The 25933-nt window shown below is 74.9% G+C and carries 19 protein-coding genes; 12 read left to right on the top strand and 7 right to left on the bottom strand.

Annotation, left to right across the window (positions count from 1 at the left end; all coding sequences use genetic code 11):
* Nucleotides 1-68 precede the first annotated feature (68 nt).
* Nucleotides 69-1052 carry a hypothetical protein gene (locus ACFRAR_RS33865; RefSeq protein ID WP_380703319.1) on the bottom strand — a complete coding sequence of 328 codons (984 nt, stop codon included), beginning with the start codon at nucleotides 1050-1052 and terminating at the stop codon, nucleotides 69-71.
* Nucleotides 1052-1492 carry a hypothetical protein gene (locus ACFRAR_RS33860; RefSeq protein WP_380703317.1) on the bottom strand — a complete coding sequence of 147 codons (441 nt, stop codon included), beginning with the start codon at nucleotides 1490-1492 and terminating at the stop codon, nucleotides 1052-1054. The genes ACFRAR_RS33865 and ACFRAR_RS33860 overlap by 1 nt, the downstream gene beginning before the upstream one ends.
* Before the next feature lie 289 nt (nucleotides 1493-1781).
* On the opposite strand from ACFRAR_RS33860, the gene ACFRAR_RS33855 reads away from it, so the two are divergent.
* A complete protein-coding gene (locus ACFRAR_RS33855) occupies nucleotides 1782-2564 on the top strand; it encodes an SDR family NAD(P)-dependent oxidoreductase (protein WP_380703315.1) in 783 nt (260 codons plus the stop codon).
* A 221-nt stretch (nucleotides 2565-2785) separates the two neighbouring features.
* Nucleotides 2786-3562 (top strand): GNAT family N-acetyltransferase, encoded by a 777-nt coding sequence (locus ACFRAR_RS33850; RefSeq protein ID WP_380703313.1) that lies wholly within the window; start codon nucleotides 2786-2788, stop codon nucleotides 3560-3562.
* Nucleotides 3563-3714: 152 nt separating this feature from the next.
* Here the strand turns inward: ACFRAR_RS33850 and ACFRAR_RS33845 are convergent, their stop codons facing one another.
* From ACFRAR_RS33845 to ACFRAR_RS33830, 4 genes are all read right to left on the bottom strand, one after another.
* On the bottom strand, nucleotides 3715-4908 hold the full coding sequence (locus tag ACFRAR_RS33845; RefSeq protein ID WP_380703311.1) for a PP2C family protein-serine/threonine phosphatase: 1194 nt from the start codon (nucleotides 4906-4908) through the stop codon (nucleotides 3715-3717).
* A gap of 139 nt (nucleotides 4909-5047) precedes the next feature.
* Nucleotides 5048-5470 carry a MarR family winged helix-turn-helix transcriptional regulator gene (locus ACFRAR_RS33840; RefSeq protein ID WP_380703309.1) on the bottom strand — a complete coding sequence of 141 codons (423 nt, stop codon included), beginning with the start codon at nucleotides 5468-5470 and terminating at the stop codon, nucleotides 5048-5050.
* 129 nt (nucleotides 5471-5599) lie between these two features.
* Entirely contained in the window at nucleotides 5600-6874 is a 1275-nt protein-coding gene (locus ACFRAR_RS33835) for a M48 family metalloprotease (protein WP_380703307.1), read from the bottom strand.
* Between the two features lie 187 nt (nucleotides 6875-7061).
* Complete coding sequence (locus tag ACFRAR_RS33830; RefSeq protein WP_380703305.1) at nucleotides 7062-7832, bottom strand: universal stress protein; 771 nt, start codon at nucleotides 7830-7832, stop codon at nucleotides 7062-7064.
* Between the two features lie 298 nt (nucleotides 7833-8130).
* On the opposite strand from ACFRAR_RS33830, the gene ACFRAR_RS33825 reads away from it, so the two are divergent.
* The 7 genes from ACFRAR_RS33825 to ACFRAR_RS33795 all read left to right on the top strand — a co-directional run bounded on the left by ACFRAR_RS33825 (nucleotide 8131) and on the right by ACFRAR_RS33795 (nucleotide 15353).
* A complete protein-coding gene (locus tag ACFRAR_RS33825; RefSeq protein ID WP_380703303.1) occupies nucleotides 8131-9417 on the top strand; it encodes a CapA family protein in 1287 nt (428 codons plus the stop codon).
* Nucleotides 9418-9715: 298 nt separating this feature from the next.
* Nucleotides 9716-10498 carry a 2,3-dihydro-2,3-dihydroxybenzoate dehydrogenase gene (locus ACFRAR_RS33820; protein ID WP_380703302.1) on the top strand — a complete coding sequence of 261 codons (783 nt, stop codon included), beginning with the start codon at nucleotides 9716-9718 and terminating at the stop codon, nucleotides 10496-10498.
* 174 nt (nucleotides 10499-10672) lie between these two features.
* Entirely contained in the window at nucleotides 10673-11824 is a 1152-nt protein-coding gene (dhbC, locus tag ACFRAR_RS33815) for an isochorismate synthase DhbC (RefSeq protein ID WP_380703321.1), read from the top strand.
* Entirely contained in the window at nucleotides 11821-13500 is a 1680-nt protein-coding gene (locus ACFRAR_RS33810; RefSeq protein WP_380703301.1) for a (2,3-dihydroxybenzoyl)adenylate synthase, read from the top strand. Before dhbC ends, ACFRAR_RS33810 begins: the two co-directional genes overlap by 4 nt.
* An 88-nt stretch (nucleotides 13501-13588) precedes the next feature.
* Nucleotides 13589-14305, top strand: coding sequence for an isochorismatase family protein (locus ACFRAR_RS33805; RefSeq protein WP_380703300.1), 717 nt, complete (start codon nucleotides 13589-13591; stop codon nucleotides 14303-14305).
* The gene (locus ACFRAR_RS33800) at nucleotides 14302-14535 is read left to right on the top strand and encodes a phosphopantetheine-binding protein (RefSeq protein WP_380703299.1); all 234 of its coding nucleotides are present in this window, start codon (nucleotides 14302-14304) and stop codon (nucleotides 14533-14535) included. Before ACFRAR_RS33805 ends, ACFRAR_RS33800 begins: the two co-directional genes overlap by 4 nt.
* A 116-nt stretch (nucleotides 14536-14651) precedes the next feature.
* Entirely contained in the window at nucleotides 14652-15353 is a 702-nt protein-coding gene (locus ACFRAR_RS33795) for an AMP-binding protein (RefSeq protein ID WP_380703298.1), read from the top strand.
* Nucleotides 15354-15450: 97 nt separating this feature from the next.
* On the opposite strand, the gene ACFRAR_RS33790 is transcribed toward ACFRAR_RS33795, so the two are convergent.
* Nucleotides 15451-16626: an amidohydrolase gene (locus tag ACFRAR_RS33790; RefSeq protein WP_380703296.1), complete on the bottom strand. Its 1176-nt coding sequence runs from the start codon at nucleotides 16624-16626 to the stop codon at nucleotides 15451-15453.
* A 119-nt stretch (nucleotides 16627-16745) separates the two neighbouring features.
* Between ACFRAR_RS33790 and ACFRAR_RS33785 the strand changes: the two genes are divergently transcribed.
* From ACFRAR_RS33785 to ACFRAR_RS33775, 3 genes are read left to right on the top strand one after another with little or no spacing between them, the layout of a single operon-like run.
* The gene (locus ACFRAR_RS33785) at nucleotides 16746-24299 is read left to right on the top strand and encodes an amino acid adenylation domain-containing protein (protein ID WP_380703295.1); all 7554 of its coding nucleotides are present in this window, start codon (nucleotides 16746-16748) and stop codon (nucleotides 24297-24299) included.
* The gene (locus tag ACFRAR_RS33780) at nucleotides 24292-24477 is read left to right on the top strand and encodes an MbtH family protein (protein WP_380703294.1); all 186 of its coding nucleotides are present in this window, start codon (nucleotides 24292-24294) and stop codon (nucleotides 24475-24477) included. The genes ACFRAR_RS33785 and ACFRAR_RS33780 overlap by 8 nt, the downstream gene beginning before the upstream one ends.
* Nucleotides 24474-25868 carry a DHA2 family efflux MFS transporter permease subunit gene (locus ACFRAR_RS33775; protein WP_380703293.1) on the top strand — a complete coding sequence of 465 codons (1395 nt, stop codon included), beginning with the start codon at nucleotides 24474-24476 and terminating at the stop codon, nucleotides 25866-25868. Before ACFRAR_RS33780 ends, ACFRAR_RS33775 begins: the two co-directional genes overlap by 4 nt.
* The last annotated feature ends 65 nt before the right edge of the window (nucleotides 25869-25933 follow it).

Genomic DNA, 25933 nt, shown 5'->3' with positions numbered 1-25933 from the left:
GGCCGGGACCGTGGTGACGGTCCCGGCCGCCGCTCGGCGTTGGCGACGGGTGTGCGCACGGGGGCGGACTACACGGACAGCAGGACTTGCGCGGCGTTCTCCCGCCCGGTGCCACCGTAGAGGTTGGTCTTGAGCCGTATGTTCTCCAGCGCGCTCGGATCGAGGTTCGCCCGCGTGGCTGTGGACCACCTGTTCAGCAGGGTGAGGCTCTGGGACAGCAGGCGGATGGGACTGCCGTCCGGGTGGAGGTCGTCGACACAGGCCGTGACCAGCGCGCCCACCGGGTCGACGGCGAAGCCCGGTGCGGGATCGGTTCTCTCCGCCTTCAGCCGGGTTATCGCCTCCTTCCACCACGACTGCTTGGCGGCGTCGCTTCGACCGTGGACGACCTGGTCGGCGATGCCGTCGAAGGCCCCGGCGGGGAAGGCGGCGAGACCCGCCACATCCTCGACTGCGCTCTCCGTCGGCGTCGGCGGGAGCGCGCCGAAGGCGGTGGCCGCCTGCCTCAGGTCGGCGGCGCGCAGCAGACCGTAGGAGACCGGGTCCTCGGAGAGACCGCGCAGGGCCCGAATCAGGCTCCTCTGGTCGACCGACATCCGCACGGTGTCGCCGCCCTGCCAGACCGGTTCGTGGAAGTCGTGGTGGTTGTAGAGGTCGTTGACCAGGGTCAGCACGGCATGCGTGTCCACGGCGTAGTCGGCGACGGCCTCGGCGAGCGGGCGGCGGACGGCCGGGTGGACGTGCTGGTCGTCGCGACGGGCCAGCGCCAGGAGCACGCGGTTCATCGCGCGGGCCTGCTCCACCGTGTGCACGCCGGGCCGGTCGCCGGTGACGGCCCGGCGCAGCCCGTCCGCGAGTTCGCCGCACGGCAGGTCGGCGCGCCAGTTCGGGCCGAGCGCCGTACGGACGCCCGCGTCGGTGCGCAGCCCGGCACAGTCGCGGTCCGGGTCGTCCCGGACGAAGAACCACCACCCGCCGGCGCCGACCGCGATCGCCACCACCAGGGTGACGACCGCGGTCAAGCCCCGGCGGCGCTTGAGTGCCGCCCGCATCAGACGTTGCCCCGATCGAGGATGTGGCCGGCGTCTTTGCTGTAGGAGGATTCGGTCGTCATGCACAGCCTCTTGAGAGAGGCGATGTCGGAGGCCTGGGGGTCGATTCCCTGGGCCCAGGCCCAGGTGCCGACGATCCGCTGAGCGACGTCACCGAACATGCGCTCCTCTCCGATCTTGAAACCGGGTGTGAGAGGGGCGCCGATGACGTGGGGTCGGTAGATCAACTGGTCCATCTGGTGGTGCCATTCGGCGAGCGCGCCGCGCAGCGCTGGGGCGGTTTCCCAGCTCCGGTGAGCCGAGGCGGCGGCGTTGGTCGCCTCGCCCGCCGTCTTGCCGGTGGTGGTGCTGCTCAGAGCCATGCCGTTCACTGCTGCCTCGGCGTTGCGCAGTGCTCCGGCATTGACGTTGAAGTGGCCGTCGGCCACGGGTGTGCCCATGTGTGAACCCCCCGGTTCTCCCCGTTGTCGTTCCTGCGCCGGTGCGAACCCGAGAACGGGCCGAGGACTTTGCCTCCGGCGTTCCGGGCGCTCGGACCGGCCGTGCGAAAGACGCTCCGTCGGCGCACCATTCGCACGATCGTACGGGGATGGGGCCCGGAATCCGGTCTCCTGAATTTTCGCATCGCGGTGATGGTGCGTCATTTCGGGTGACCGGGACCGATGTTGCCCAGGCCGACGTCGGTCCGGAGGGTGGGCCGATGGCGTCGTGGTCGGTAGAGTCCGCCGCATGGTGAGCGAGAGCGCGGTGGATGGTGGGCGGCTGGCCGGACGCTCCTGTGTGGTGACGGGCGCGGCCAGCGGGATCGGGCGGGCGGTCGCCGAACGGTTCGCCCGTGAAGGCGCGTTGGTGGTGGCCGCCGATGTGGACGCGGCCGGGCTGGCGCGGCTGGCCGAGCGGTTCCCGGGCGCCGTCAGCACGGTGGTCGGTGACGTGGCCCGGGAGGAGGACGCCCGCCGGATGGTGACGGCCGCCGTCGAGCGGCACGGACGGCTGGACGTCCTGGTCGCCAACGCCGGGATCATCCCGCTGATGGAGATCACCGAGGCGACCGCCGAGGACTGGGACCACGTGATGGCGGTGGACGGCCGCGGCATGTTCCTCACCTGCAAGTACGCGATCCAGGCGATGTCCGCGCAGGAGCGGCCCGGCGGCTCGATCGTCTGCCTGTCCTCCATCTCCGGCGAGGCCGGCCAGCGCGGCCAAGCGGTGTACGGGCCCGCCAAGTTCGTCGCCTCCGGCCTCACCAAGCACCTCGCCGTCGAATGGGCCGACCGGGGCATCCGGGTCAACGCCGTCGCCCCCGGCACCATCACCACCGAGCGCGTCGCCCGGCTGTACGACGAGCCCGGCGGCGCCGAGTACCTCGGGGAGATCGAGAAGCGGCACCCGATGGGGCGCCTCGGCGATCCGGCGGAGGTCGCGGCCGCCGTCCTCTTCCTCGCCTCGGACGACGCGTCATTCGTCACCGGGGTCGTCCTGCCGGTGGACGGCGGCTACCTGGCTCAGTAGTGCGCCGATCGCCTGGCGGATGGGCGAACTGGGCGACATCCGTGCCCAATTGGGCTTCATCAGGGAGGCGGAGGCGCCGAGCGGGGTGATCCGGCCGGTCCGGGTCCAGGTCCGGGCCCGGGCCCGGACGGAGGGCCGGGTGCCTGCGGGGGAGCGCCGTGTGCGGCCGGTGGTGCGGAAACCCGATGGCGTGCGCGGCCGGACCGTGTTGGAGTGAACGGATGGATCATGACGACGTGCTCGCCCTGTTCGACGACCGGATCCGGCGCAACGCGCCGCCCGATCCCGGCACCCGCATCGAGCGTGATGGCGTGGTGGTCCGGCAGGTGGGCTCGCAGTACAGCTGGAACGGCGTGGTCTGGTCCGGCCTCGACGAGGCCGGGGCGGACGCGGCGATCGCCGCGCAGGTGCGCCACTTCGCCGAACTGGGGCTGGAGTTCGAGTGGAAGGCCTACTCCCACGACGGCCCCGCCGACCTCGGCGCCCGGCTGCTCGCGGCCGGCTTCGTCCCGGAGCCGGACGAAGCGCTGATGGTCGCCCGGATCGCGGACCTGACCACCGAAGTGGCCCTGCCCGAAGGGGTCCGGCTGGTTCCGGTGACCGACCCGGCAGGGGTGGACCTGCTGATGGCGGCCCACGAACAGGCCTTCGGTGTTGAGAGCCCCGGTCTGCGTGAGCGGATGCTCGACCAGCTGCGACGCGGCACCGGGACGGTCGGTATGGTCGTCGCGATGGCCGGCGGGCGGCCGGTCAGCGGCGCCCGGATGGAGCTGATCCCGGGCACCGGGTTCGCCGGGCTCTGGGGCGGCGGCACCGCGCCCGACTGGCGCGGCCGGGGCATCTACCGGGCCCTCGTCGCCCACCGGGCCCGCCTCGCGGCCGACCTCGGCTACGAGTACCTCCAGGTCGACGCGAGCGACCAGAGCCGCCCCATCCTCCAGCGCCTCGGCTTCGCCTGGCTGAGCACGACGACGGGGTACGTGCGCGGGGTGGTGTGACGAGGGCGGGGTGGGGCTGGGCGGGGAACAAGGTTGGGGTGAGGGCGGGGCAGGGCGGCGAACAGGCTTCAGCTTTCAGATGACAACTTTCAGATGACAGATTTCGAAATCTGTCATCTGAAAGTTGAAAGCCGTCACCCGTCGCAGCGCCCTCACGGCAGCCGCTCGACCACCACCATGGCCGCGTCGTCGTTCAGCCGGCCGCCGACGTGGGCGAGCAGGTCGCGGCGCAGGCGGTGGAGCAGGGCGGCGGGGCGCTCGGCGCGCCAGGCGGTGACGCGTTCGGTGAGCGGGTAGAAGCGCCGCTGGCTGTCGCGGGCCTCGATCACGCCGTCGGTGTAGATCAGCAACCGGTCGCCGGCGCGGAACGGGAAGCTCTCCACCTCGTACCGTGTCGGCACGAGCTCGCCGAGGCCCAGCGGCGGGGCGGGATGGCGGGCGGCCAGGGCGGTGATCCCGCCAGGGCGCAGCAACAGCGGGGGCGGGTGGCCGCAGTCGATCAGGCGGACCGGCGAGCCGTCGTCGGGGATGTCGAGCAGGACGGCGGTGATGAACGATTCGCCGGACTCACCGCTCTCCTCGGCGCCGTCCGGGGAGGGCGACAGGCGCAGCCGCGCCTGCCGGGACTGTTCGGCCAGCTGGGCGAGGTCCCAGCTGACGCTGCCGTCCAGGTAGGCGGCCAGGTCGGGCAGCTCGGCGTGCAGGTGCGCGGCGGCGCGGAAGGCGCCGAGCAGCAGGGCCGCGTCGCCGAGCGAGGACAGGCCCTTGCCGCGCACGTCCCCCACCAGTAGCCGGGTGCCGGTGGCGGTGCGGGCGGCCGCGTACAGGTCGCCGCCGACCTGTGCCTCCGCCTCGGCGGCCAGGTAGACGGAGGCGAGGTGCAGTGGCCCGATCCGCTCCGGCAGCGGGCGCAGCAGGACCCGTTGGGCGGCCTCGGACACCGAGCGCACCCGGGCCAGTTCGCGCTCGTGCCGCTCGCGCAGCACCCGCAGTCCGACGATCAGCGCCGAGACGACCAGTTGCGCGCCCAGTTGGGTCTGGACGTTGGAGCTGGTCAGGCTGTCCCGGACGACGCCGATCGCGGTGAGCGCGGTGAACGCGAGCACGGCGATCCCGGCGGTGGCCCGGGGGCCGGCGAAGGAGGCGGTGAGGGCGGGGGCGACGATCAGCAGCGGGCCCAGGTGGATGTCAGGCGGGGAGAGGATGTCGACCACGGTGATCAGCACGATCAGCGCAAGGGTGAGCGCCGTCAGCACCCGGCGGTCGGGCCGCCAGGTGCGGCGGCGGTCGGGGGGATGCGGCGCGAGCGGCGGCTGCGGCGCATCGGGGCGCTGCCGGAGGGGCACTCCTCCTCTGTACACCGTGGGGGCGGCGGGGCGCACCCGGAGGCGTCGCGCCGGGCGGCCGCCTGGCCGTCCTCGCGCTGCCCTCTCGCCGTCCTCGGGCTGCCCTCCGCCCCTCGGGTCGCTGTGGTCGACGGGCGGGTCAGCCCTCCGCGCCGTAGCGGGCCAGGTAGTCGGCGAATCGGGCGACGTCCTCGTCGGACCAGTCGGTGAAGCGCGTGGTGAAGGAGAGGCGCCGCTGCTCGTTGGCGTCCCGCAGCAGGGTGAGACCGGCTTCGGTGGCGCGCAGGATCTGGCCGCGCTGGTCGTCCGGGTCGGTCTCCCGGGCCAGCAGACCGAGCTTCTCCAGGGCGGTGACCTGGCGGCTGACGGTGGACTTGTCGAGCATGAAGTGCGCGGCCACGTCGGCGGCCCGGCAGCCGCCGCGCTCGGTGATCAGGTCGAGGATGCTGTACGTGACCAGGGAGAGGTCGGGGTGCAGCTGGGAGGCCTTGTGCCGGGCGCGGCGGGCGAAGGCGGTCAGCTCGCGCTGGATGGTGTCGATGGACGACTGGCGGCCGGGCACGGGGTTCCCTACCTCCTCGATATTTGTTGCACTATACAACGGATTTACCCGGGTTTGTGCGCTGCCCCGACGCCCCCCCGACGCCTCCCGCTCGGAGCCTCCGCCCCGACGCGCTCCGCCCGATGTGCTTCACGCCGACGTGGCCTGCCAGGCGCGGGCGGCGGCGATCCGGCCGGTCGCACTCGGATGAGTGGCGAACAGTAGCTCAAGCACCCTCGGCGGGTCGACATCGGAGACGTTCGCCACGGCCAGTCTGCGTTGCATCGCCACGAACTGCTCGACGTCCCCGGTCAGTTCGAGCGCGTGCCGGTCCGCCCGGGACTCGATCCGGCGGCTCACCGCGCACTGGAGCGGCCCCGACAGCGCACCCAGCAGCGCCGCGAGCGCCGCGAGCAGCGGCAGCGCCCGGGGGTCCGCCGGGTCCGTCGCACCGGCGGCGTCCAGCAGCGGCCGCCAGGCCGACAGCAGGCCGAGCGCGGCCACCGCGACCGCCGCGCCGACCGCGCCCAGCGCGGTGCCGACCGGTACGTCACGGTTCTTGACGTGGCCCAGCTCGTGCGCCACCACCAGTTCCACCTCGCGCGGCGCGGCGGTGGTCAGCAGGGTGTCGTACGCGACGATCCGCCGGGTCGCGCCGAACCCGGACACGTACGCGTTGAGCGCGGTGGTGCGGCGGGAGGCGTCCGCCACGAGGACGTCCCGCACCCGGACGCCGTCCCGCTCGGCCAGCGCCAGCAGGGCGGTGCGCTGTTCCCCCGGGGGCATCGAGGTGAAGCGGTTGAACACCGGCTCGATGAGCAGCGGGTGGAGGAAGGAGAGCGCGGCCGTCAGCAGCGCCGCCGCGCCCGCCGCCGGCAGCCACCAGTGCTGTGGCGACCAGGCGGTCAGCGCGAACAGCCCGAGCGCGAGCGGGAGGAACAGGACCAGGGCCAGACCGAGGCCGCGCACGGTGTCCAGCGCCCAGCCGGCCCAGCCCTGGGTCACCAGCCCGTACCGGGCCCGGACGGTACGGGCCCCGGCGCCGAACGGCAGGCGCAGAGCTTGGCCGAGCAGCACCAGGGCTGCCGCGCCGGCCGTCACCTCGGCCGTCCGGGAGCCACCGAACCAGCCACCGGCGGTGGTCACCAGGGCGGCGCCGGCCGGGGTGAGGCCGATCAGCAGGGTCAGCGCCAGGCCCGCCAGCCGCCCACCCAGCGCCCACGGCAGCTGGGCGCGGCGCAGCGCGCGGCCTCGGGCGCGCTCGGTGGGCGTGAAGTCCGACATGGGGGCGCCCTTCGGGGCGGGCGCGCCGTTGGGGGTGCCGTCGGAGGTGCAGGCGGGCGCGTCGGTGCGCGCCTCCTCGGGCACGCCGTCGGTGGCGGGGGCTTCCGGGGCGGGGCCTCCGGGGCCCGGGGTGGTGTCCATGGCAGGGCTGGCCCTTCCGGTCGGGGCGCGGTGGGGGGACGGACGTGCGGCGATTCAGCATCTCCTACCGCGTGCGGCCCGTGCGCACACCCCGGCTCGCGTGCGAGCCCCACGCCCCACGCCCCGTGCCCCCCACCTGGCGTTCCGCACCCGACGTTCCGCACTTGGCGCGTGCCCGGGCGCCCGCTCACTCCTCGACCACACCGGTGGCGTCGTGGACACCCGCGCGCAGCAGCTGGTGGCCGAGGTCCACCAGGGCACGGCCGACCGCGAACTCGTCGCCGACCTCCGGGGCGGGGGCGTCGTGGGGGTTGCGGCGGGAACGGGTGTCGCTGTGCAGGACGTCGCCGTCGGCGTCCAGCACGGCGTGCACCCGGGTGGTGTCCTCGTCCTCGACCACGTGCAGGCTGAGCTGCCAGTCCTTGGTGCGCACGGCGCCCGGGGCGCTCCGCTCGGCTCGGCCGGCCACGGACCGCGACGGGCCCGCCGTCACTCCGGAGCGGACGATGACCACCGGACAGGCCCCGTGCACGGCGCAGCGGGTGGACACCGAGCCGAGCAGGGTCCGGGCGAAGGTGCCCCGGCCGCGGCTGCCCAGCACCAGAAGGTCGGCGTCCGCGGCGGCCTCCAGCAGCACCTCGGCGGCATGGCCGAGGACCAGGCTCTCCCGGACCTCCACCGGGCGGTCCGGGCCGAGGATCTCGTTGATCTCGGCGCTCAGCGTGCGGCGGGCGGTCCGTTCGAAGCCGTCGTCCACCATCGGCGCGAACCAGCCGTACAGCGAGGGGTACTCCCAGGCGGCCACCGCGTGCACCGTGGCCCCGGTCAGGACGGCCTGGCCGACCGCCCAGCGCAGGGCCGTCTTCGACGGCTCGGAGCCGTCGATGCCGACCACGATCCGGCGCTCCCGGTCGGTGCCGGGTCCGCCGCCCACAGGGGAGGGTTGGTTGCCGGCCATCACGTCACACCTCCGGGGCTCGGATGCTGGGGCCGCTCCCTCCACACCACGCTGCGCGCCCGCCCGCCTCCGCGCCAGGGACGCGGTGGCCGGAGGGGCCGGGGCGATTGGGACGGGCGGGCCAGGTCGGGCATGGGCCAGGTCGAATGCGGGCCGGTCGGCCGGTTCCGGTGGCGCCCCGCACGGTGGTCCCGTCGGCGTCCGGTTGTGTCCGGAATGTTGTGGACTCGGGTCCGGAAGGTGGCGATCAGGTGGCGTAGGCTGACCGATCTCGCATCATCCTCGGGGGGATCCACTCATGCGCCGTGCCGCGGCCGCCGTCGCGCTGTTCGTCGGACTGACCGCCGTCGCCGCCTGCGGGCCGGACGACCCCGACCCGGCTCCGGCCTCCGCCGCCCCCGCTCCGCCGAGCACGTCCGCCGCGCCGGACGGCACATCCTCCGGCACGGCCCCGGCCAAGAACACCGAACCCCGGCCGGACGGCACCATCACCGTCGCGTTCGCCGGCGACGTCCACTTCGAGGGCCGCACCGCGCCCCGGCTGGCCGTCCAGCCGCCCGAGCCGGCGCTCGGACCGATCTCCCGCACCCTCGCCGACGCCGACCTGTCCGTCCTCAACCTGGAGACCGCGATCACCGGGCGCGGCGCCCCGGAGCCGAAGACGTACACCTTCCGCACCTCGCCCAAGGCGTTGTCGGTGCTCAAGGACTCGGGCGTCGACGTCGTCTCGATGGCCAACAACCACGCCGTGGACTTCGGCGCCGACGGCCTCACCGACACCCTTGCCGCCAAGGACTCCTCACCGATCCCGGTGGTCGGCGTCGGGCGCAACGCCAAGGAGGCGTACGCCCCGTACGTCGCCACCGTGCGCGGGGTGAAGGTCGCGGTGGTCGCCGCCAGCCAGGTCGAGGACATCACCAACCAGAAGTGGCGGGCCGGCGCCAACAAGCCGGGCATCGCCTCGGCGCTGGACGTCCCGGCGCTGGTCAAGGCGGTGGAGACGGCCAAGCAGCAGGCCCCGGTGGTGCTCGTCTACCTGCACTGGGGCGACGAGGGCAAGGCCTGCCCGACCGCCGCGCAGACCGCCATCGCCAAGAAGCTCGCCACCGCGGGCGCCACCGCGGTGGTCGGCACCCACGCGCACACCATGGTCGGCTCGGGCATGCTCGGCAGCACGTACATCGGGTACGGCTTCGGCAACTTCCTCTGGTACGGCACCTCCAACTACGCCAACTCCAACGAGACCGGCGTCACCACCCTGACCTTGACCGGCGACGGCAAGGTGACCGGCGAGGTCTTCACCCCGGCCACCATCGACGACAAGGGCATCCCGGAGCCGATCACCGGCGCCACCGCCGAGGCCGCCCTCAAGCGCCGCGACGGCCTGCGCGGCTGCACGGGCCTCTCCCCGGCACCGACTGCCCCCGGCGGGGCTGCGCCTGCCGCCTCCGGCGCTTCCGCCACGGCGCCCTCCGCCACCACGCCTTCCACTACGCCTTCCGCCACGGGGCCCTCCGCCGTGGCGCCCGTCAAGCCCAACTCGGCTACTGCCAAGGCTTCGACGGCCCCCGCCGTCCCGCGCTAGCCGCCCACGGGCGGACACGAGGCTCCGACAGTCGACCGGCTGTCGCTGCCGTGCCCCGTCGAGGGGACGACATCAAGGCCAGCCTCGCCGTCCGCCGCCACCGTCGTTGCCTGTGCGAGCCGCCTGCCGTTGGGCCCGTAGGACCGGAACGAGGGTGAACCCGACGCCGTCCGCCCCATCCGGGGCGGGCGGCTTCTCCGTGTCCGGGGCGAGTTGACGTTCGCACAGACTATCGGCACGGGCGAACAGCTGTGTTAGGTTAGGCTTGCCTAATCTCGCTGGTCGGAGGGGATGTCCCGTGCAGCAACAGTCCGAATTCGCCGGTGCCGTCGCGATGGTCACCGGAGCCGGACAGGGCATCGGCGTCGCCGTGGTCCGGGCGCTGGTGGCCGAAGGTGCCGTCGTCGCGGCGGTGGACCGCAAGCCCGGAGGGCTCGATGCCCTGGTGGCCGAGGTCCCGTCCGTGCGTCCGTACGTCCTGGACGTCTCGGAGGCCAAATCCGTGAACGAGACAGTGGAGTTGATCGAGGACCAACTCGGCCCGATCGGCACACTGGTGAACGTCGCGGGCATCCTGCGCACCGCCCCGGCCGTCGAACTCACCGACGACGACTGGGCCGACACCTTCGCCGTGAACACCGACGGCGTCTTCCACACCAGTCGTGCCGTCGGCCGCCGGATGGCGGCCCGCGGGCGCGGGGCGATCGTGACCGTCGGGTCCAACGCCGCCGGGGTGCCGCGGGCCGGGATGGCCGCCTACGCGGCGTCCAAGGCCGCGGCCACCATGTTCACCCGCTGCCTGGGGCTGGAGCTCGCCCGGTCCGGGGTGCGGTGCAACGTGGTGTCGCCCGGCTCGACCGACACCGAGATGCAGCGCGCGCTGTGGGGCGAGGACGTCGAGGCGGCCGAACGCCGGGTGATCGACGGTGACTTGAGTGCCTGGCGGGTCGGCATCCCGCTCGGCCGGATCGCCGCGCCCGCCGACATCGCGGAGGCGGTGGTGTTCCTGGCCTCCGACCGGGCGCGGCACATCACCATGCACGACCTGTACGTCGACGGCGGCGCGACCCTGCGCGCCTGAGCGGCGCCGAGCGGCACCGCCCCCATCCCGTCCTCCCGTAGAACCCCCCAGACTGGAGAGAACACCGTGACCACGGTGCACCACGCCCCCGCCGGGCCGATCACTGCCGGGCCGGTACCCGCCGGTCCCGGCGCCCCGGCGAACGCCCTTGCCGGGGGCTCGGACCACGCCGTCATCGGTGCGGCCAGCGGACTGCTCGGCCAGTACCGGGCCGGCTCCGACGAGGCCTTCTTCGCCTCGCCGACCCGCACCCTGCTCGGCTCCGGCGTGCACGCCCGGGTGCCGCAGGACGGGCGGCCGCTGCCCGTGCGGGTGGCCGAGACGCTGGCCGAGGCCGGCCGGACCGGGATCGAACGGCCGCTGGTGGTGGGCGCGGTGGCGTTCGACCGGGACAGCCGGGTCGAACTCGCCGTCCCCGCCCGGGTCCGCACCGCAGGGGCGTTGCGGGACGACCCGCTGATCGCGCTGCCCGCGCCGCCGGTCGAGCGGGCCGACTGGCGGATCAGCCCGGTGCCCGCGCCGGAGGCGTACGGGGCGGGCGTCGCCGCGGCCGTCGAGCGGCTGCGCGGTGGGGAGTTGAACAAGGTGGTGCTGGCCCGGACGCTGGAGCTGAGCACCGCCGGGCCGCTCGACCTGCCCGCCATCCTGCAGCGGCTGGCCCGGCGTGACCCGGGTGGCTACACCTTCGCCGTCCCGGCCGGCGGCGGCCGCACCCTGATCGGCGCCAGCCCCGAACTCCTGCTCTCCCGGCGGGGGCCGGCCGTACTGGCCAACCCGCTGGCCGGCTCGGTGCCGCGCAGCGAGGACCTCGGCGAGGACGTCCGGCGGGCCGCCGCACTGCTGGAGTCGCCCAAGGACCTGCACGAGCACGCTGTCGTGGTGGACGCCATTCGCGAAGCGCTGGCGCCGTACTGCCGCACCCTGGAGGTGCCCGAACGGCCCACGCTGGTGCGGACGGCGGCGATGTGGCACCTGGCCACCACGATCCGCGGCGAGCTGGCCGACCCGGCGGTCTCCGCCCTGGAACTGGCCTGCGCGCTGCATCCCACCCCGGCGGTCTGCGGCACGCCGACGGACCTGGCGCGCGGGGTGATCGGCGAGGTCGAGCCCTTCGACCGCGGCCTCTACACCGGCATGGTCGGCTGGGAGGACGCGACCGGCGACGGCGAGTGGGTGGTCACCATCCGCTGCGCGGAGGCGGACCAGCGGACGCTGCGGGTGTACGCCGGCGCGGGTGTGGTCGAGCAGTCCCGGCCGGAGGCCGAACTCGCCGAGACCAGCGCCAAGTTCCGCACCTTCCTGGACGCCGTGGGGGTGGCCCGGTGACGCCGCTGGAGACCGTCCTGGCGGGGTTCACCTCGTATCCCGCCGAGTTCGCCGAGCGCTACCGGGCCGCCGGGCACTGGCGTGGTGAGACCTTCGGGCGGATGCTGCGCGAGCGTGCCGCCGCGCACGGTGAGCGGACCGCCGTGGTCGACCCGGGCGGCCACTCGGTGGCGGCGGCGGAGCGGCGCTGGACGTACGCCGAACTCGACCGCCGGGCCGACCGGATGGCCGCCGGGCTGCTCGCCAGGGGCATCCGGGCCGGCGACCGCGTGGTGGTCCAGCTCCCCAACGCCGCCGAGTTCTTCGAAGTCGTCTTCGCGCTCTTCCGGATCGGCGCGCTGCCGGTCTTCGCGCTGCCCGCCCACCGGTACGCCGAGATCGGGTACTTCTGCTCCTTCACCGAGGCGGCCGGGTACGTGGTGCCGGCCGTCGAGGGCGGCTACGACTACCGCGAACTCGCCTGCCGGGTACGGGCGGAGAACCCCGCGCTGCGACTGGTGCTGGTGGCAGGCGAGGACCCGGGGGAGCACGTCCGGCTCGCGGACGTGCCCTGCGACGGGCCCGGTCCGGAGGCCTTCGGCGGGGAGCCCGGGCCCGGGGACGTCGCCTTCCTCCAGCTCTCCGGCGGCAGCACCGGTGTGCCGAAGCTGATCCCGCGCACCCACGACGACTACATCTACTCGCTGCGCGGCTCGGTCGAGCTGTGCGGGCAGGACGCGGACAGCGTGTACCTGTGCGCGCTGCCCGCCGCCCACAACTTCCCGCTCAGCTCCCCGGGTTCGCTCGGGACCCTGTATGCCGGCGGCCGGGTGGTGCTCTGCCCGCAGCCCGCCCCGGAGACGGCCTTCCCGCTGATCGAGCGCGAGGGCGTGACCATCACCGGGCTGGTGCCGCCGCTCGCGCTGCTCTGGCTGGAGGCCGCCGAGCGCGGCACCCGCGGATACGAGAGCCTGGAGGTGCTGCTGGTCGGCGGCGCCAAGTTCAGCACGGAGGCGGCCCGGAGGGTACGGCCGGTGCTGGGCTGCACGCTCCAGCAGGTGTTCGGGATGGCCGAAGGGCTGGTCAACTACACCCGGCTGGACGACCCGGAGGAGCTGATCACCACCACCCAGGGCCGGCCGATCTCGCCGGACGACGAGGTCCGGGTGGTGGACGACCAGGACCGGGACCTGCCCGACGGCGTCACCGGCCACCTGCTGACCCGCGGGCCGTACACCATCCGCGGCTACTGGAACGCGCCGGACCACAACGCCACGTCCTTCACCGAGGACGGGTTCTACCGCACCGGGGACCTCGTCCGGCGCACCCCGACCGGCCACCTGGTGGTCGAGGGGCGGGCCAAGGACCAGATCAACCGGGGCGGCGAGAAGGTCGCCGCCGAGGAGATCGAGAACCACCTGCTCGCGCACCCCGCGGTGCACGACGCGGCGGTGGTGTCGATGCCCGACCGGTACCTGGGCGAGCGCACCTGCGCGTACCTGGTGCTGCGCGCCGAGTACCGTGAACATCCCCCGAAGGGCGTCGAGTTGAAGCGATTCGTGCGGCAGCGAGGACTCGCCGAGTACAAGGTGCCGGACCGGGTCGAGTTCGTCGACGCCTTCCCGGCCACCGGGATCGGGAAGGTCAGCAAGAAGGACCTGCGCGCCGCGATCGCGGCCTCGCTGACCGCCCGCTGATCCGCCGCATCCGCCGCATCCGCGCATCCGCAACCGGCTTCCGAGATCCAGCCGGGATCCAGCCGAGATCCAGTAAAGGAACACCACCGTGGGCTTGCCCCGCATTCCCCGCTATCCCATGCCCGCCGCCGAGGAACTGCCGGCCAACCGGGTCTCCTGGACGGTGGACCCGGCCCGGGCCGTCCTGCTGGTGCACGACCTGCAGAACCACTTCCTGGACGCCTACCGGGCCGACGTCGCACCGGTGCCCGAACTCCTCGGCAACGTCGCGGCGTTGGCCTCGGCCGCGCGTGCCGCGGGCATCCCCGTCGTCTACTCGGCGCAACTCGGTGGACAGAGCCCGGCCGATCGCGGGCTGCAGCAGGACTTCTGGGGTCCGGGCATCCCGGACGACCCGCGGGCCACCGCGATCGCCGAGACCGTCGCCCCGGAGCCGGGGGACACCGTGCTCACCAAGTGGAAGTACAGCGCCTTCGTGCGCACCGAGTTGGACCGGATGCTGCGCGAGCAGGGGCGGGACCAGCTGGTGATCACCGGCGTGTACGCGCACATCGGGGTGCAGGCCACCGCCTGCGACGCCTGGATGAGGGACGTGCAGGCCTTCGTGGTGGCCGACGCGGTCGCGGACTTCGGCCCGGCGGAGCACCGCGGCGCGCTGGCCTGGGTGGCCGGACGCTGCGGGATGGTCGCCACGGCGGAGACGGTGCTCGGGATGCTGGGTGCGGCCACGGCCACGGCCACGGGCGCAGGTGCGGCCGTGGGCGCGTCGGTGGTCGGAGAACTCGAAGGGGTGGGCGGGAAGTGACGGGCGTGGGCTTCACGGTGGAGCGGATCCGGGCCGAGGTCGCCGACCTGCTCGGCGAGGACCCGGCGGAGATCCCGCTGGACGAGAACCTGGTCGACTGGGGGCTGGACTCCATCCGGCTGATGACGCTCGCCGCACGCTGGCGGGAGGAGGGGGCCGAGGTGGCGTTCGTCGAACTCGCGGAGCGCCCGGCGATCGAGGCCTGGGCCGAGCTGCTGGGAGCGGCGTGATGGCGGCGGGGGTCCGGGAGGCGGCCCCGGGCGCCGTCGGCGGGTCGGTGCGAACGGAGGCGCACCCGGCGGGGCGGACGGCGCCTCCCGGGCTTCCTCCGCTGCCACGCCGGGCGGTGCGGTACCCGGCGACCACCGTGGTGGGGCCGGTCGAGGCGCAGGCGGCCCGGACACCGGACGCGCCGGCCCTGGTGCTCGCGGACGGGGAGACCGTCGGCTACCGGGAGTTGAACGCCGCGGCCAACCGGCTGGCACGCGCCCTGGCCGCCCGTGGTGCCCGTCCGGGTGCGGTGGTCGGCCTGGCGGGCTTCCGCCGGCCGGACGAACTGCTGACCACGCTGCTGGCGGTGGCGAAGGCGGGTGCGGCGTACCTGCCGCTGGACCCGGCGGACGCGCCCGGGCGACGGGAGCGGCTGCTCGCGGAGAACACTCCGGTCTGCGTGCTGGGGGAAGGGGTGCCGGGCGCGCTCGCGGGGCTGGAGACGGACGGCGAACTGCCCACCGACCCGCCCCGGGCGCTCACCCCGCAGCACCTGCTCTGCGTCGGGTACGGCCCGGGCGGGCGCCCGACGGCCGTCCGGCTCACCCACGCCGAGGCGGACCGCCGGGTGCGCGAGCTCCAGGCCGAGCACCCGCTCGGGCCGGGGGACCGGGTGCTGCACCTGGGCCTGCCGCTCTGGGAGTACCTGTGGCCACTGCGGACGGGCGCCGCGGTGGTGCTCGCCGACCCGGGGCAGGAGGGGCGGGTCGGGGAACTGGTGCGGGAGCTGGGTGTGACGGCGGTACGGGTGGCGCCGGGGGTGCTGCTCGGGGGGTGAGGGGGCCGAGGGACGGGGGCCGGGAGGGCGGACAGCTTTCAGATGACAACTTTCAGCGAACAGATTTCGTTATCTGTTCGCTGAAAGTTGTCGGCTGTCATCCGTTCGTCGCCGCCGGACCCGCCGCCCGGCCTGCCGCCAGGTCCACCGCCGTCCAAGCCATCCCCACCGCGCCGTCCAGCAGCGCCCGTTCCGCCTCCGCGCCCAGCGACGCCTCGGCGAACGCCGCCTCGTGCGGGGCGCAGGCGCCGCCGGTGATGTCCAGCACCGGATGGATCGACGGCACCACGTGCGACACGTTCCCCATGTCCGTGCAGGCGAAGGGTCCGCTCTCGACCGGTTCCGGCCGGCCGAGCGCCGCCGCGTTGGCCCGCCAGAGCGCCAGCAGTCCGGGATCGGAGCGCATGTCCAGGTAGTCCGGCTCGGGCCGGGTCAGCTCCACCTCGCACCCGGTGGCGAGCGCCCCCGCGTGGAAGCAGGCCTCGACCCGGGAGCGCAGCTCGGCGAGGTCCTCGGCCGCCGAGGCGCGGATCTCGTACTCGGCGCTCGCGCTGTCGGGGATCAGGTTGGGTGCCGTCCCCGCCGCCGTGGTGATGCCGTGCACCCGCCACTGCGGCGGGAGTTGCTGGCGCAGCAGCCCGATCGCGACCTGCGCGACGGTGAGCGCGTCGGCGGCGTTGCGCCCCCGGTGCGGGTCGAGGCTCGGGTGGGCGGCCCGACCGGTGTAGCGGACGGACAGGGTGCCGAGTGCGAAGGAGCGGAAGTCGGCGACCTCGACGGGGCAGGGGTGGACCATCATCGCCGCGTCCACTCCGTCGAACGCCCCCGCCTCCAGCAGGAGCGCCTTGCCCGCCCCGCGTTCCTCGGCCGGCGCGCCGATCACCCGTACGGTGAGCCCGAGTTCGTCCGCGTACGGGGCGAGCCCGAGCGCCGCGCCGATCCCCGCGGCGGCGATCAGGTTGTGTCCGCAGGCGTGTCCGAGCCCGGGCAGCGCGTCGTATTCGCAGACCAGCGCGACGGTGACCGGCCCGCTGCCGAGGCGCGCGTCGAAGGCGGTGGCCAGTCCGTGCGCGGGCGCGGTGACCGAGTAGCCGTGCGCGCCCAGGAGTTCGGCGCACCAGGCGGCCGCGAGGTGCTCCTCGAAGGCGGTCTCGGGGTGGGCGTGGATGCGGCGGCTGAGCGCGAGGAGGTCCGCGCGGTGCGCGTGGACGCGTTCGCGGATGGCCTGTTTGGCCTCGGCGAGAGGCGTGGTCGGCGGCTCGGGCAGGGGCATGGGTGGCGCCTCCGGAGTGTCAGGGCTCGGACTTTCCCGAGCCGTTGACCAGATCATATGAAGTTAGATTAGGCTAACCTAAGTAAGGCGTTCCGGATCCCCGAGGAGCTCTCCACCCCATGCCCGCCGTCGAAACCCAGACCGCCGACATCCCCCTGCTCGCCGCTCAGGCCGCCATCTGGTACGCCCAGGCCCTCGACCCGGACAGCCCGGCCTACAACACCGGCGACGCCGTCGAGATCACCGGCCCGCTCGACGAGAACCGGTTCGAGCAGGCGCTGCGGCAGGCGGTGGAGGAGGCGGAGGCGCTGAGCGTCGTCGTCGTCACCGGCCCGGACGGCACGCCCCGCCAGCGGCCGCGCCCGGGCCGTCACTGGCCGCTGCACCGCCTCGACCTGCGCGCCACCGCCGACCCCGCCGGTGCGGCGGAGGCCTGGATGCGCGCCGACCTCGCCCGTCGGGCCGACCTCGCCGAAGGCCCGCTGTTCACCCACGCGCTCATCCGGCTCGGTGACGACCGCCGGATCTGGTACCGCCGCATCCACCACCTCGCCGTCGACGCCTACGCGTTGACCCTCCTCGGCGAGCGGGTCGCCGCCGTCTACACCGCGCGCACCACTGGCGCCGAACCCGCCCCGACCCCGTTCGCCACGCTCGCCGAGGCCGCCGCCGAGGAGGCCGCCTACCGAGGGGGCGCGGAGTACGCGGCCGACCGCGCCCACTGGTCCGCCCGGCTGACCGACGCCGACACCCCGGCGACCCTCCCGGGCACCCCCGAACCCGCCCCCGTCATCTCCCCAACCCCCACCCCCGGTGCGGGCATCCGCCTCGCTGCCGACCTCCCCGCCGGCACCCGCGACCGCCTGGAACGCGCCGCCACCACCGCCCGCGCCACCTGGGCCGAACTGCTCCTCGCCGCCACCGCCGGCTACCTGCACCGCCTGACCGGCGCCCAGGACGTCGTCCTCGGCCTGCCGCTCGCCAACCGCCGAGGCCCGGCCGCCCTGCGCACCCCCGTCGCCGCCGCCAACGTGCTCCCGCTGCGCCTCGCCGTCCACCCCGCCGACAGCGCCGAGACCCTCCTGCGCACGGTGGTCCGCGAGTTGCGCGCCGTCCGCCGCCATCAGCGCTACCCGCTGGAGGACCTGCGCCGCGACCTCGGTCGCACGGGCGACCGCCGTGCCCTGTTCGGCCCGATGGTCAACATCAAGGCCTTCGAGAGCGACCTCGACCTGGCCGGCCTGCCCGGCACCGTCCGCAACCTCGCCGCCGGCCCGGTGGACGACCTTGCCCTGAACGTCTCGCCCGGTCCGGACGGCGCGCTGCGCCTGGTCCTCGACGCCGACCCGGCCCGCCACGGCGCCGCCTCCCTCGCCGCGCACCGGGACGGCCTGCTGCGCTACCTCGATGCCCTCGCCGACCTCCTGCTCACCGATCCGCGGGCGCCGATCGCCCGGATCGACCTGCTCGACCCGGAGGGCTTGCGCCTCGCCACCGCCGGCCGCGCCGAGCCGCCGGTCGGGCGGACCGTGCCCGAGCTGTTCGCCGGTCAGGCCGCCCGCACGCCGGACGCCGTCGCCGTCCGATCCGGCTCAACCTCCTTGACGTACCGGCAGCTCGACCGCGCCGCCAACCGCCTCGCCCACCGCCTGACCGCCCTCGGCGTCCGCGCGGGATCGCCGGTCGCGATCGCCCTGCCGCGCGGCACCGACACCCTGGTCGCGATGCTCGCCGTCCTCAAGGCGGGTGGCGCCTGCGTCTCGCTCGACCTCACCCACCCCGCGCAGCGCCTCGCCGCCGTGCTGTCCGACGCCCGCCCGCTCTGCGCGGTCGGCACCGTCGAGACCCTCGCCGTCCTCGACCTGCCCGCCGGTCTGCCCGCCGTCCGGCTGGGAGAGGCCGGCGCCGTCCCGTCGGAGGAGACGGACACCGCCCCGCCGGGGGAGGCGGACACCGCCCCGCCGGGGGAGGCGGACACCGAGCCCGGCACCGAGCCCGGCACCGCCCCAGCCGCACCCCAACTGCGCGACCCGGCCTACGTGTTGCACACCTCCGGGTCCACCGGCCGCCCCAAGGGGGTGGTGGTCACCCACGCCTCGCTGGCCAATCTGCACGCCGGCCTCGGCGAGGACCACATCACCCCCGCACTGCGCCGCACCGGCCGGGACCGGCTGCGCGTCGCCCACAGCGCCTCGTTCGCCTTCGACGCCTCCTGGGACCCGGTGCTCTGGATGGTCCACGGCCACGAACTCCACCTGCTGGATGACGCCACCTACCGCGACCCGGCCGCCCTGGCCGCCCACCTCGACCGCGAGGGCATCGACTACCTCGACCTCACCCCCTCCTACCTCGAAGTCCTGCTGGCCGAAGGCATCCTGGACGATGGCCGGCACCGCCCGTCCGTCCTCGTGGTCGGCGGCGAGGCCACCCCGCCCGCGCTCTGGCAGCGCCTGACCGCCGTCCCCGGCCTGCACCCCGTCGACCTCTACGGCCCGACCGAGACCACCGTCGACGCCTACGCCTGGACCCCGGGCCCGGACGGCGCCCCGACCGGCCGGGTGGTGCGCGGCTCCCGCGCCTACGTCCTGGACGGCTCGCTGCGTCCCGTGCTCGACGGCGTCACCGGTGAGCTGTACGTGGCCGGTGCCTGCCTGGCCCGCGGCTACCTCGGCCGCCCCGACCTCACCGCCGAGCGCTTCGTCGCCGATCCGTTCGGACCGCCCGGCAGCCGGATGTACCGCACCGGCGACCTCGCCCGTCGCCGCCCCGGAGGAACCCTGGAGTTCCTCGGCCGGGCCGACGACCAGGTGAAGATCCGCGGTTTCCGGATCGAGCCCGGCGAGATCGCCACCGTTCTCGCCGGCCTGCCGGGCGTCGCCCGGGCCGTGGTGATCGCCCGTCCCGGTCCGCAGGGCAAGCGCCTGCTCGCCTACGCCGTTCCCGAGACCGGCACCGTCCCCGAGGGCGACAGCGCACCCGAGGGCGACAGCGCACCCGAGGGCGACAGCACACCCGAGGGCGGCAGCACACCCGAGGGCGGCACCGTCCCCGGGGGTGGTGCGCCCGACCCGGACGAGCTGCGCGCCGCGCTCGCCGCCCGGCTGCCCGCGCACATGGTCCCGGCGGCCGTCCTGCTGCTGGACGAACTGCCGCGCACCGCCCACGGCAAGCTCGACCACCGGGCCCTGCCCGAGCCGGCCGCCGCCACCGCCGCCTCGCTCACCGCCGCCACCGCCCCGGCCACGCCCCAGGAGGAGCTGGTCTGCGGTCTGTTCGCCGAGGTCCTCGGCCTGCCGCGGGCGCCCGGCCGGGACGCCTCCTTCTTCGACCTCGGCGGCCACTCGCTGCTCGCCGGACGGCTGGCCGCCCGGTTGCGCGACACCTTCACCGCCCCGGTCGGCTTCGCCGACGTGTTCCGGCAGCCGACCCCGGCCGGCCTCGCCGCCCACCTGGGGGCGGCCGGGACGCCGCAGCCGCGCCACACCCCGCGCTCGCGCCCGGTCCCGGTCCATCGCACCGAGCGGATGCCGCTCTCGCCCGCCCAGCGCGGACTCTGGTTCCTGCACCGGCTCGAAGGCCCCAGCCCCACCTACAACATCCCGCTCGCCCTCACCCTCACCGGACCGCTCGACCGGCGCGCCCTCACCCTCGCCCTCGGTGACCTCGCCGCCCGGCACGAAGTCCTGCGCACCGTCTACGGGGAGGAGCCGGACGGCACGCCGTACCAGCGCATCCTGCCGTCGGCGGACGTCGAACTGCACGACGGGAACGGAGCGTTGGCCGAGGCCGTCCGGTACGCCTTCGATCTGACCGCCGAACCGCCGCTGCGCACCACGCTGTTCGCCGAGGTCGGGCGAGGAGCGGAACGGCACACCCTGCTCCTGCTGCTCCACCACATCGCGAGCGACGGCGCCTCCACCACGCCGCTGCTGCGCGACCTGGCCGCCGCCTATGCCGCCAGGACTGCCGGACGCGCACCGGAACTGCCCCAGCTCGCCGTCCAGTTCGCCGACCACGCGGTCTGGCAGCGGGATCGGCTCGGCACCGCCGACGCGCCCAGCCCGCCGGCCGTCCGGCAGACGGAGTACTGGCGCGCCGCGCTCGCCGGGCTGCCCGACCAACTGGAGCTGCCCACCGACCGCCCCCGGCCGGCCGTCGCGGGCCACCAGGGCGCCACCGTGCCCTTCACCCTCGGGGCCGAGGCGCACGCCGCCCTGGCCGGGCTCGCCCGGGCCGCCGACAGCACCGTCTTCATGGCCGTCCAGGCCGGGCTCGCCGCCCTGCTCACTCGGCACGGCGCGGGCACTGACATCCCGGTCGGCACCCCGGTGGCCGGCCGCGAGGACGAGGAGGCGGCCGCACTGGTCGGCTACTTCGTCAACTCCGTGGTGCTGCGCACCGACACGTCCGGCGACCCCACCTTCCGCGAACTGCTGGCCCGGGCCCGCGACACCGTGCTCGCCGCGCACGAGCACGCCGACCTGCCCTTCGACCGGCTGGTCGAGGAGCTCAACCCGGCCCGCTCGCTCGCCCGCCACCCGCTGTTCCAGGTGATGCTCGCCTGGCAGAGCCGCCCGGACGAGCGGATCGCGCTGGGCGGCGGCCTCGCCGCCGACATCGCCGCGATCCCCAGTGGCACCGCCAAGTTCGACCTCACCCTGAACGCCGGTGAACTGCCCGGCGGCGGCATCGGCGGTTTCCTGGAGTACCGCACCGACCTCTTCGACGCCGCCACCGTGGCCGCCCTCGCGCAGCGCCTGGACCGGATGCTCACCGCCGCCGCGGCCGCGCCCGACACCCCGATCGGCCGGCTCCCGCTGATCGGCGAGGAGGAGCGGCTGCGCGCCCTGGTCGAGTGGAACGGAGGACGGGCCGCCCAGGCCGTCCAGACCGCCCGGGCCGCTCAGGCCGTCCAAACCGTCCAGACCGCCCAGGCCGTCCAGACCCTCCAGACCGCCCCGGCGCCCGCCGCCCCGAGCGCTGCGACCCTGCCCGACCTCTTCGAGGCAGCCGCAGCCGCCAACCCGCACGCCGTCGCCGTCAGTTACCGTGACGATCGGCTCGACTACACCGAACTGGCCGCTCGCGCCGACCGGTTGGCCCGACTGCTGGCCGCCGAGGGAATCGGCCCCGGCACCATCGTCGCGCTCGCCCTGCCGCGCTCGCTCGAACTCGTCGTCGCCCTGCTGGCGGTGGCCAAGTCCGGCGCCGCCTACCTGCCGCTCGACCCCGACTACCCGGCCGACCGGCTCGCCTACATGCTGGCCGACGCCGCCCCCGCCGCCCTGCTCACCGACCGGGCGACCGCACCCCGCCTGCCCGCCCACGAGGTGCGCCAACTCCTGGTCGACGGCCCGGAGTCCGAGCGCCACCCGGCCGTCCCGCTCGCCCAGCACGAGCGGACCCGCCCGCTGGACGCCGGGGACACCGCGTACATCATCTACACCTCCGGCTCCACCGGCCGGCCCAAGGGCGTGCCCGTCACCCACCGCAACGTGGTCCGGCTGTTCACCGCCACCGACCACTGGTTCGGCTTCGGCGCCGAGGACGTCTGGACGCTCTTCCACTCCTACGCCTTCGACTTCTCGGTCTGGGAGCTGTGGGGCGCCCTGTTGCACGGCGGCCGCCTGGTCGTCGTCCCGCACCTGGTCAGCCGCGACCCGGCGGCCTTCCTGGAACTGCTCGCCCGCGAGCGGGTCACCGTGCTCAACCAGACGCCGTCCGCCTTCTACCAGCTCAGCGCCGCCGACCGGGACCGACCCGGCAGCGAACTCGCCCTGCGCTACGTGGTGTTCGGCGGCGAGGCGCTCGAACTGGGGCGCCTGGACGACTGGTACGAGCGGCATGCCGAGGACGCGCCGACCCTGGTCAACATGTACGGCATCACCGAGACCACCGTGCACGTCTCGTACGTCGCCCTCGACCGGGCGAGCGCCGCCGCCGGGAGCAGCAGCACCATCGGTGTCAACATCCCCGACCTGCGGGTCTACGTCCTCGACCAGCACCTCCAGCCCGTCCCGCCCGGCGTCACCGGCGAGATGTACGTGGCCGGCGCCGGCCTGGCCCGCGGCTACCTCGGCCGCCCCGAGCTGACCGCCACCCGGTTCGTCGCCGACCCGTACGCCGCGCTCTTCGGCGAGAGCGGCACCCGGATGTACCGCTCGGGCGACCTCGCCCGGCGTCGCGCCGACGGTGTGCTGGAGTACTTCGGACGCGCCGACCAGCAGGTCAAGCTGCGCGGTTTCCGGATCGAACTCGGCGAGATCGAGGCCGTGCTGGCCGCCCACCCGGGCGTCGCCGACGCCGCCGTGGTGGTCCGGGAGGACGTGCCGGGGGACAAGCGGCTGGTCGGCTACGCGGTGGCCGCCGGCGCCCCGACCGCTGGCTCCCCGACCGCTGGCTCCCCGACCGCTGGCGCCCCGACCGCCGGCGTCCCGACCGCTGGCGCCCCGACCGCTGGCGCCACGCCGGAGGACCTGCGCGCCCACGCCGCCGCCGAACTGCCCGCCCACATGGTGCCCTCCGCCGTCGTCCTGCTCGACCGCCTCCCGCTGACGGCGAACGGCAAGCTCGACCGCCGGGCCCTGCCCGCCCCCGAGGCACCCGCCGCCGGTGCCGGCCGCCCGCCGCGCAGCCCGCGCGAGCAGCAGCTGTGCGAACTGTTCGCCGAGGTACTGGGGTTGGCGTCGGTCGGTGTCGAGGACGACTTCTTCGCGCTCGGCGGCCACTCGCTGCTGATCGTGCGCCTCGCCGGGCGGATCCGCGAGGTGCTCGGCCTGGAGGTCGGCATCGGGGCGCTGTTCCAGGCGTCCACCGTGGCCGCCCTCGACGCGGCCCTCGCCGCCGGCTCCCCGGGCGCCGACGCCCTCGACGTGCTGCTCCCGCTGCGGCCCGCGGCCCCCGGCCGGCAGCGCCCGCTGTTCGCCGTCCATCCGGCCGGCGGCCTCAGCTGGTGCTACACCGGGCTGATCCGCGACCTGCCCGGTGAGGTCCCGATCTACGGCCTCCAGGCCCAGGGCGTCGGCGCCGCGACCGCCGGACTCCCCCTGCCCGCGGCGCTGGAGGAGCTGGCCGCGCACTACGCCGACCGGCTGCGGGAGGTCCAGCCCGAGGGCCCGTACCGGCTGCTCGGCTGGTCCACCGGCGGGATCATCGCGCACGCCGTGGCCGTCCGGCTCCAGGAACTGGGCCAGGACGTCGAGTTGCTCGCCATCCTGGACGCCTACCCCGCCGAGGGCTTCCGCGAGCTGCCCGTCCCCGACCAGGCCGAGGCGCTGGAGGCGCTGCTCACCATGGGCGGCTTCGGTCCTGCGGACCTCGACGGCCGGCCGCTCGAACTCGCCGCCGTCACCGAGTTGTTGCGAGCCGAGGGCAGCCCGCTCGCCGGACTCGACGAGGCCACCGTGGCCGCGCTGAACCGGATCTACCTCAACACCAACCACCTGGTGCGCGGCTACGGCCACCGCCGCTTCGACGGCGACGTGCTGTTCTTCCGCGCCACCGTCGACACCATCGACGAGACCCTGGTGCCCGAGCTCTGGACGCCCTACGTGTCCGGCCGGATCGCCAACACCGACGTGGCCTGCTCCCACAAGGACATGACCCTGCCCGCCCCGATCGCGCACATCGCGAGCGTGATCGCCGACCACCTGAAGAGGTCCTCCCATGAGTGACGCCCCCGCCAACCCCTTCGACGCCGACGGCACGTTCCTGGCGCTCGTCAACTCCGAGGGACAGCACTCCCTGTGGCCCGCCTTCGCCGCCGTCCCGGCCGGCTGGGACCTCGCGCACGGCCCGTGCGGGCGGGCGGCCGCACTGGAGTGGATCACCGCGCACTGGATCGCGCTGTGACCCCTCCGCCGGTCGCCGCCCCGGCGCGCCCCGTGCTCGCGGGGCGCGCCGCGGTGGTCGTCGTCTACACGGCCGCGATGTGCATGAACGGCCTCGACTCGACCATCGTCAACCCGGCGCTGTTCAGCATCGCCGAGGACTTCGGCCGGCCGGTCTCGGCGGCCAACGCCGTGGAGACCGCCTTCCTGGTCGGCCTCGCGCTCGGTTTGCCGGTGGCCGGCTGGCTGGGCGACCGGTTCGGCGTCAAACGGGTCTTCCTCGGCTCGCTCGCCGTCTTCACCCTCGCCTCCGCGCTCTGCGCGGCGGCGCCCGGCCTGGGCGCGCTGTCCGCGGCCCGGGCGGTCCAGGGCGTGGCCGGCGGGCTGCTCACGCCGGTCGGGATGACCCTGCTGTTCCGGGCCTTCGCCCCGCACGAGCGGGCCGGCCTGGGCCGGTTCCTGATCGTCCCGACCGCGCTGATGCCCGCCCTCGGGCCGCCGCTCGGCGGCTACCTCACCGAGCACCTGTCCTGGCACTGGCTGTTCCTGGTCAACGTGCCGGTCGGCGTGGCGGCGGTGCTCATCGGGCTGGTCGGTCTGCGCGGCGAGCCGGAGCCTCCGGCGGGCCGTTTCGACACCACCGGCTTCCTGCTCGCCACCCCCGGCCTCGGACTGCTGACCTACGCCCTCGGCTTCGGTCCGGCGCACGGCTGGACCTCCCCGGGCGTGGCCCTCGGCGGACTGCTCGGCCTGGCGTTGCTGGGAGCCGCGGTACGGTCCCAACTGCGGGCCGCCGAGCCACTGGTGGACCTGCGCCTGCTCGCCGACCGCACCTTCGGCGCGGCGAGCTGGCTGGCCCTGCTGACCGCGGCCGGGCTGATGGGCGCGCTGTTCGTGCTGCCGCTGCTCTACCAGGCGGCGCGCGGCGCCTCGGCCCTGGACGCCGGGCTGAGCGTCTTCCCGGAGGCGGTCGGCCTGATGGCCGCCTCACAGGTGGTCGACCGGCTGCTGCCGAGGCTCGGCCCGCGCCGGCTCGCCCTGCCCGCGCTGCTGCTCGCGGCGGTGGTCGTCGGCTCCCTCGGCTTCGCGGAGAACCCGTGGGCGGTACGGGCGCTGATGTTCGCGGTCGGCCTGATCCTGGGCACCGCCGTCCTCACCGTGCAGATCGCGGGCTTCGCCGACGTCCCGCCGCCTTCCATGGGCCGTGCGATGGGCCTGTTCACCATCCTGCGCACCCTCGGCGGCGCCCTCGGCATCGCCGCCACCGCCGCACTGCTCGGCGCGGTCGGCGACGGTACGGACCCGACGCCCTACCGCCTCGCCCTCCTGCTCACCGCCGGCCTGGTGGCCGCCGGGGCCCTCCTGGCCGCCCGGCTCCCGGCCGAGGCCCCGGGCCCGCCGCCGGAGGACTGAGCCCTCAGGTGGTGGGGGGGGCGGCGGCCCCGGGCGCCCGCCCGCGCCCCCCCCCCCCCCCCCCC

The organism is Kitasatospora sp. NPDC056651, assembly GCF_042792155.1.
Classification (GTDB): domain Bacteria; phylum Actinomycetota; class Actinomycetes; order Streptomycetales; family Streptomycetaceae; genus Kitasatospora.
The sequence above is the reverse complement of the archived record's forward strand: the minus strand, read 5'-3'. Positions and strand labels throughout refer to the sequence as shown.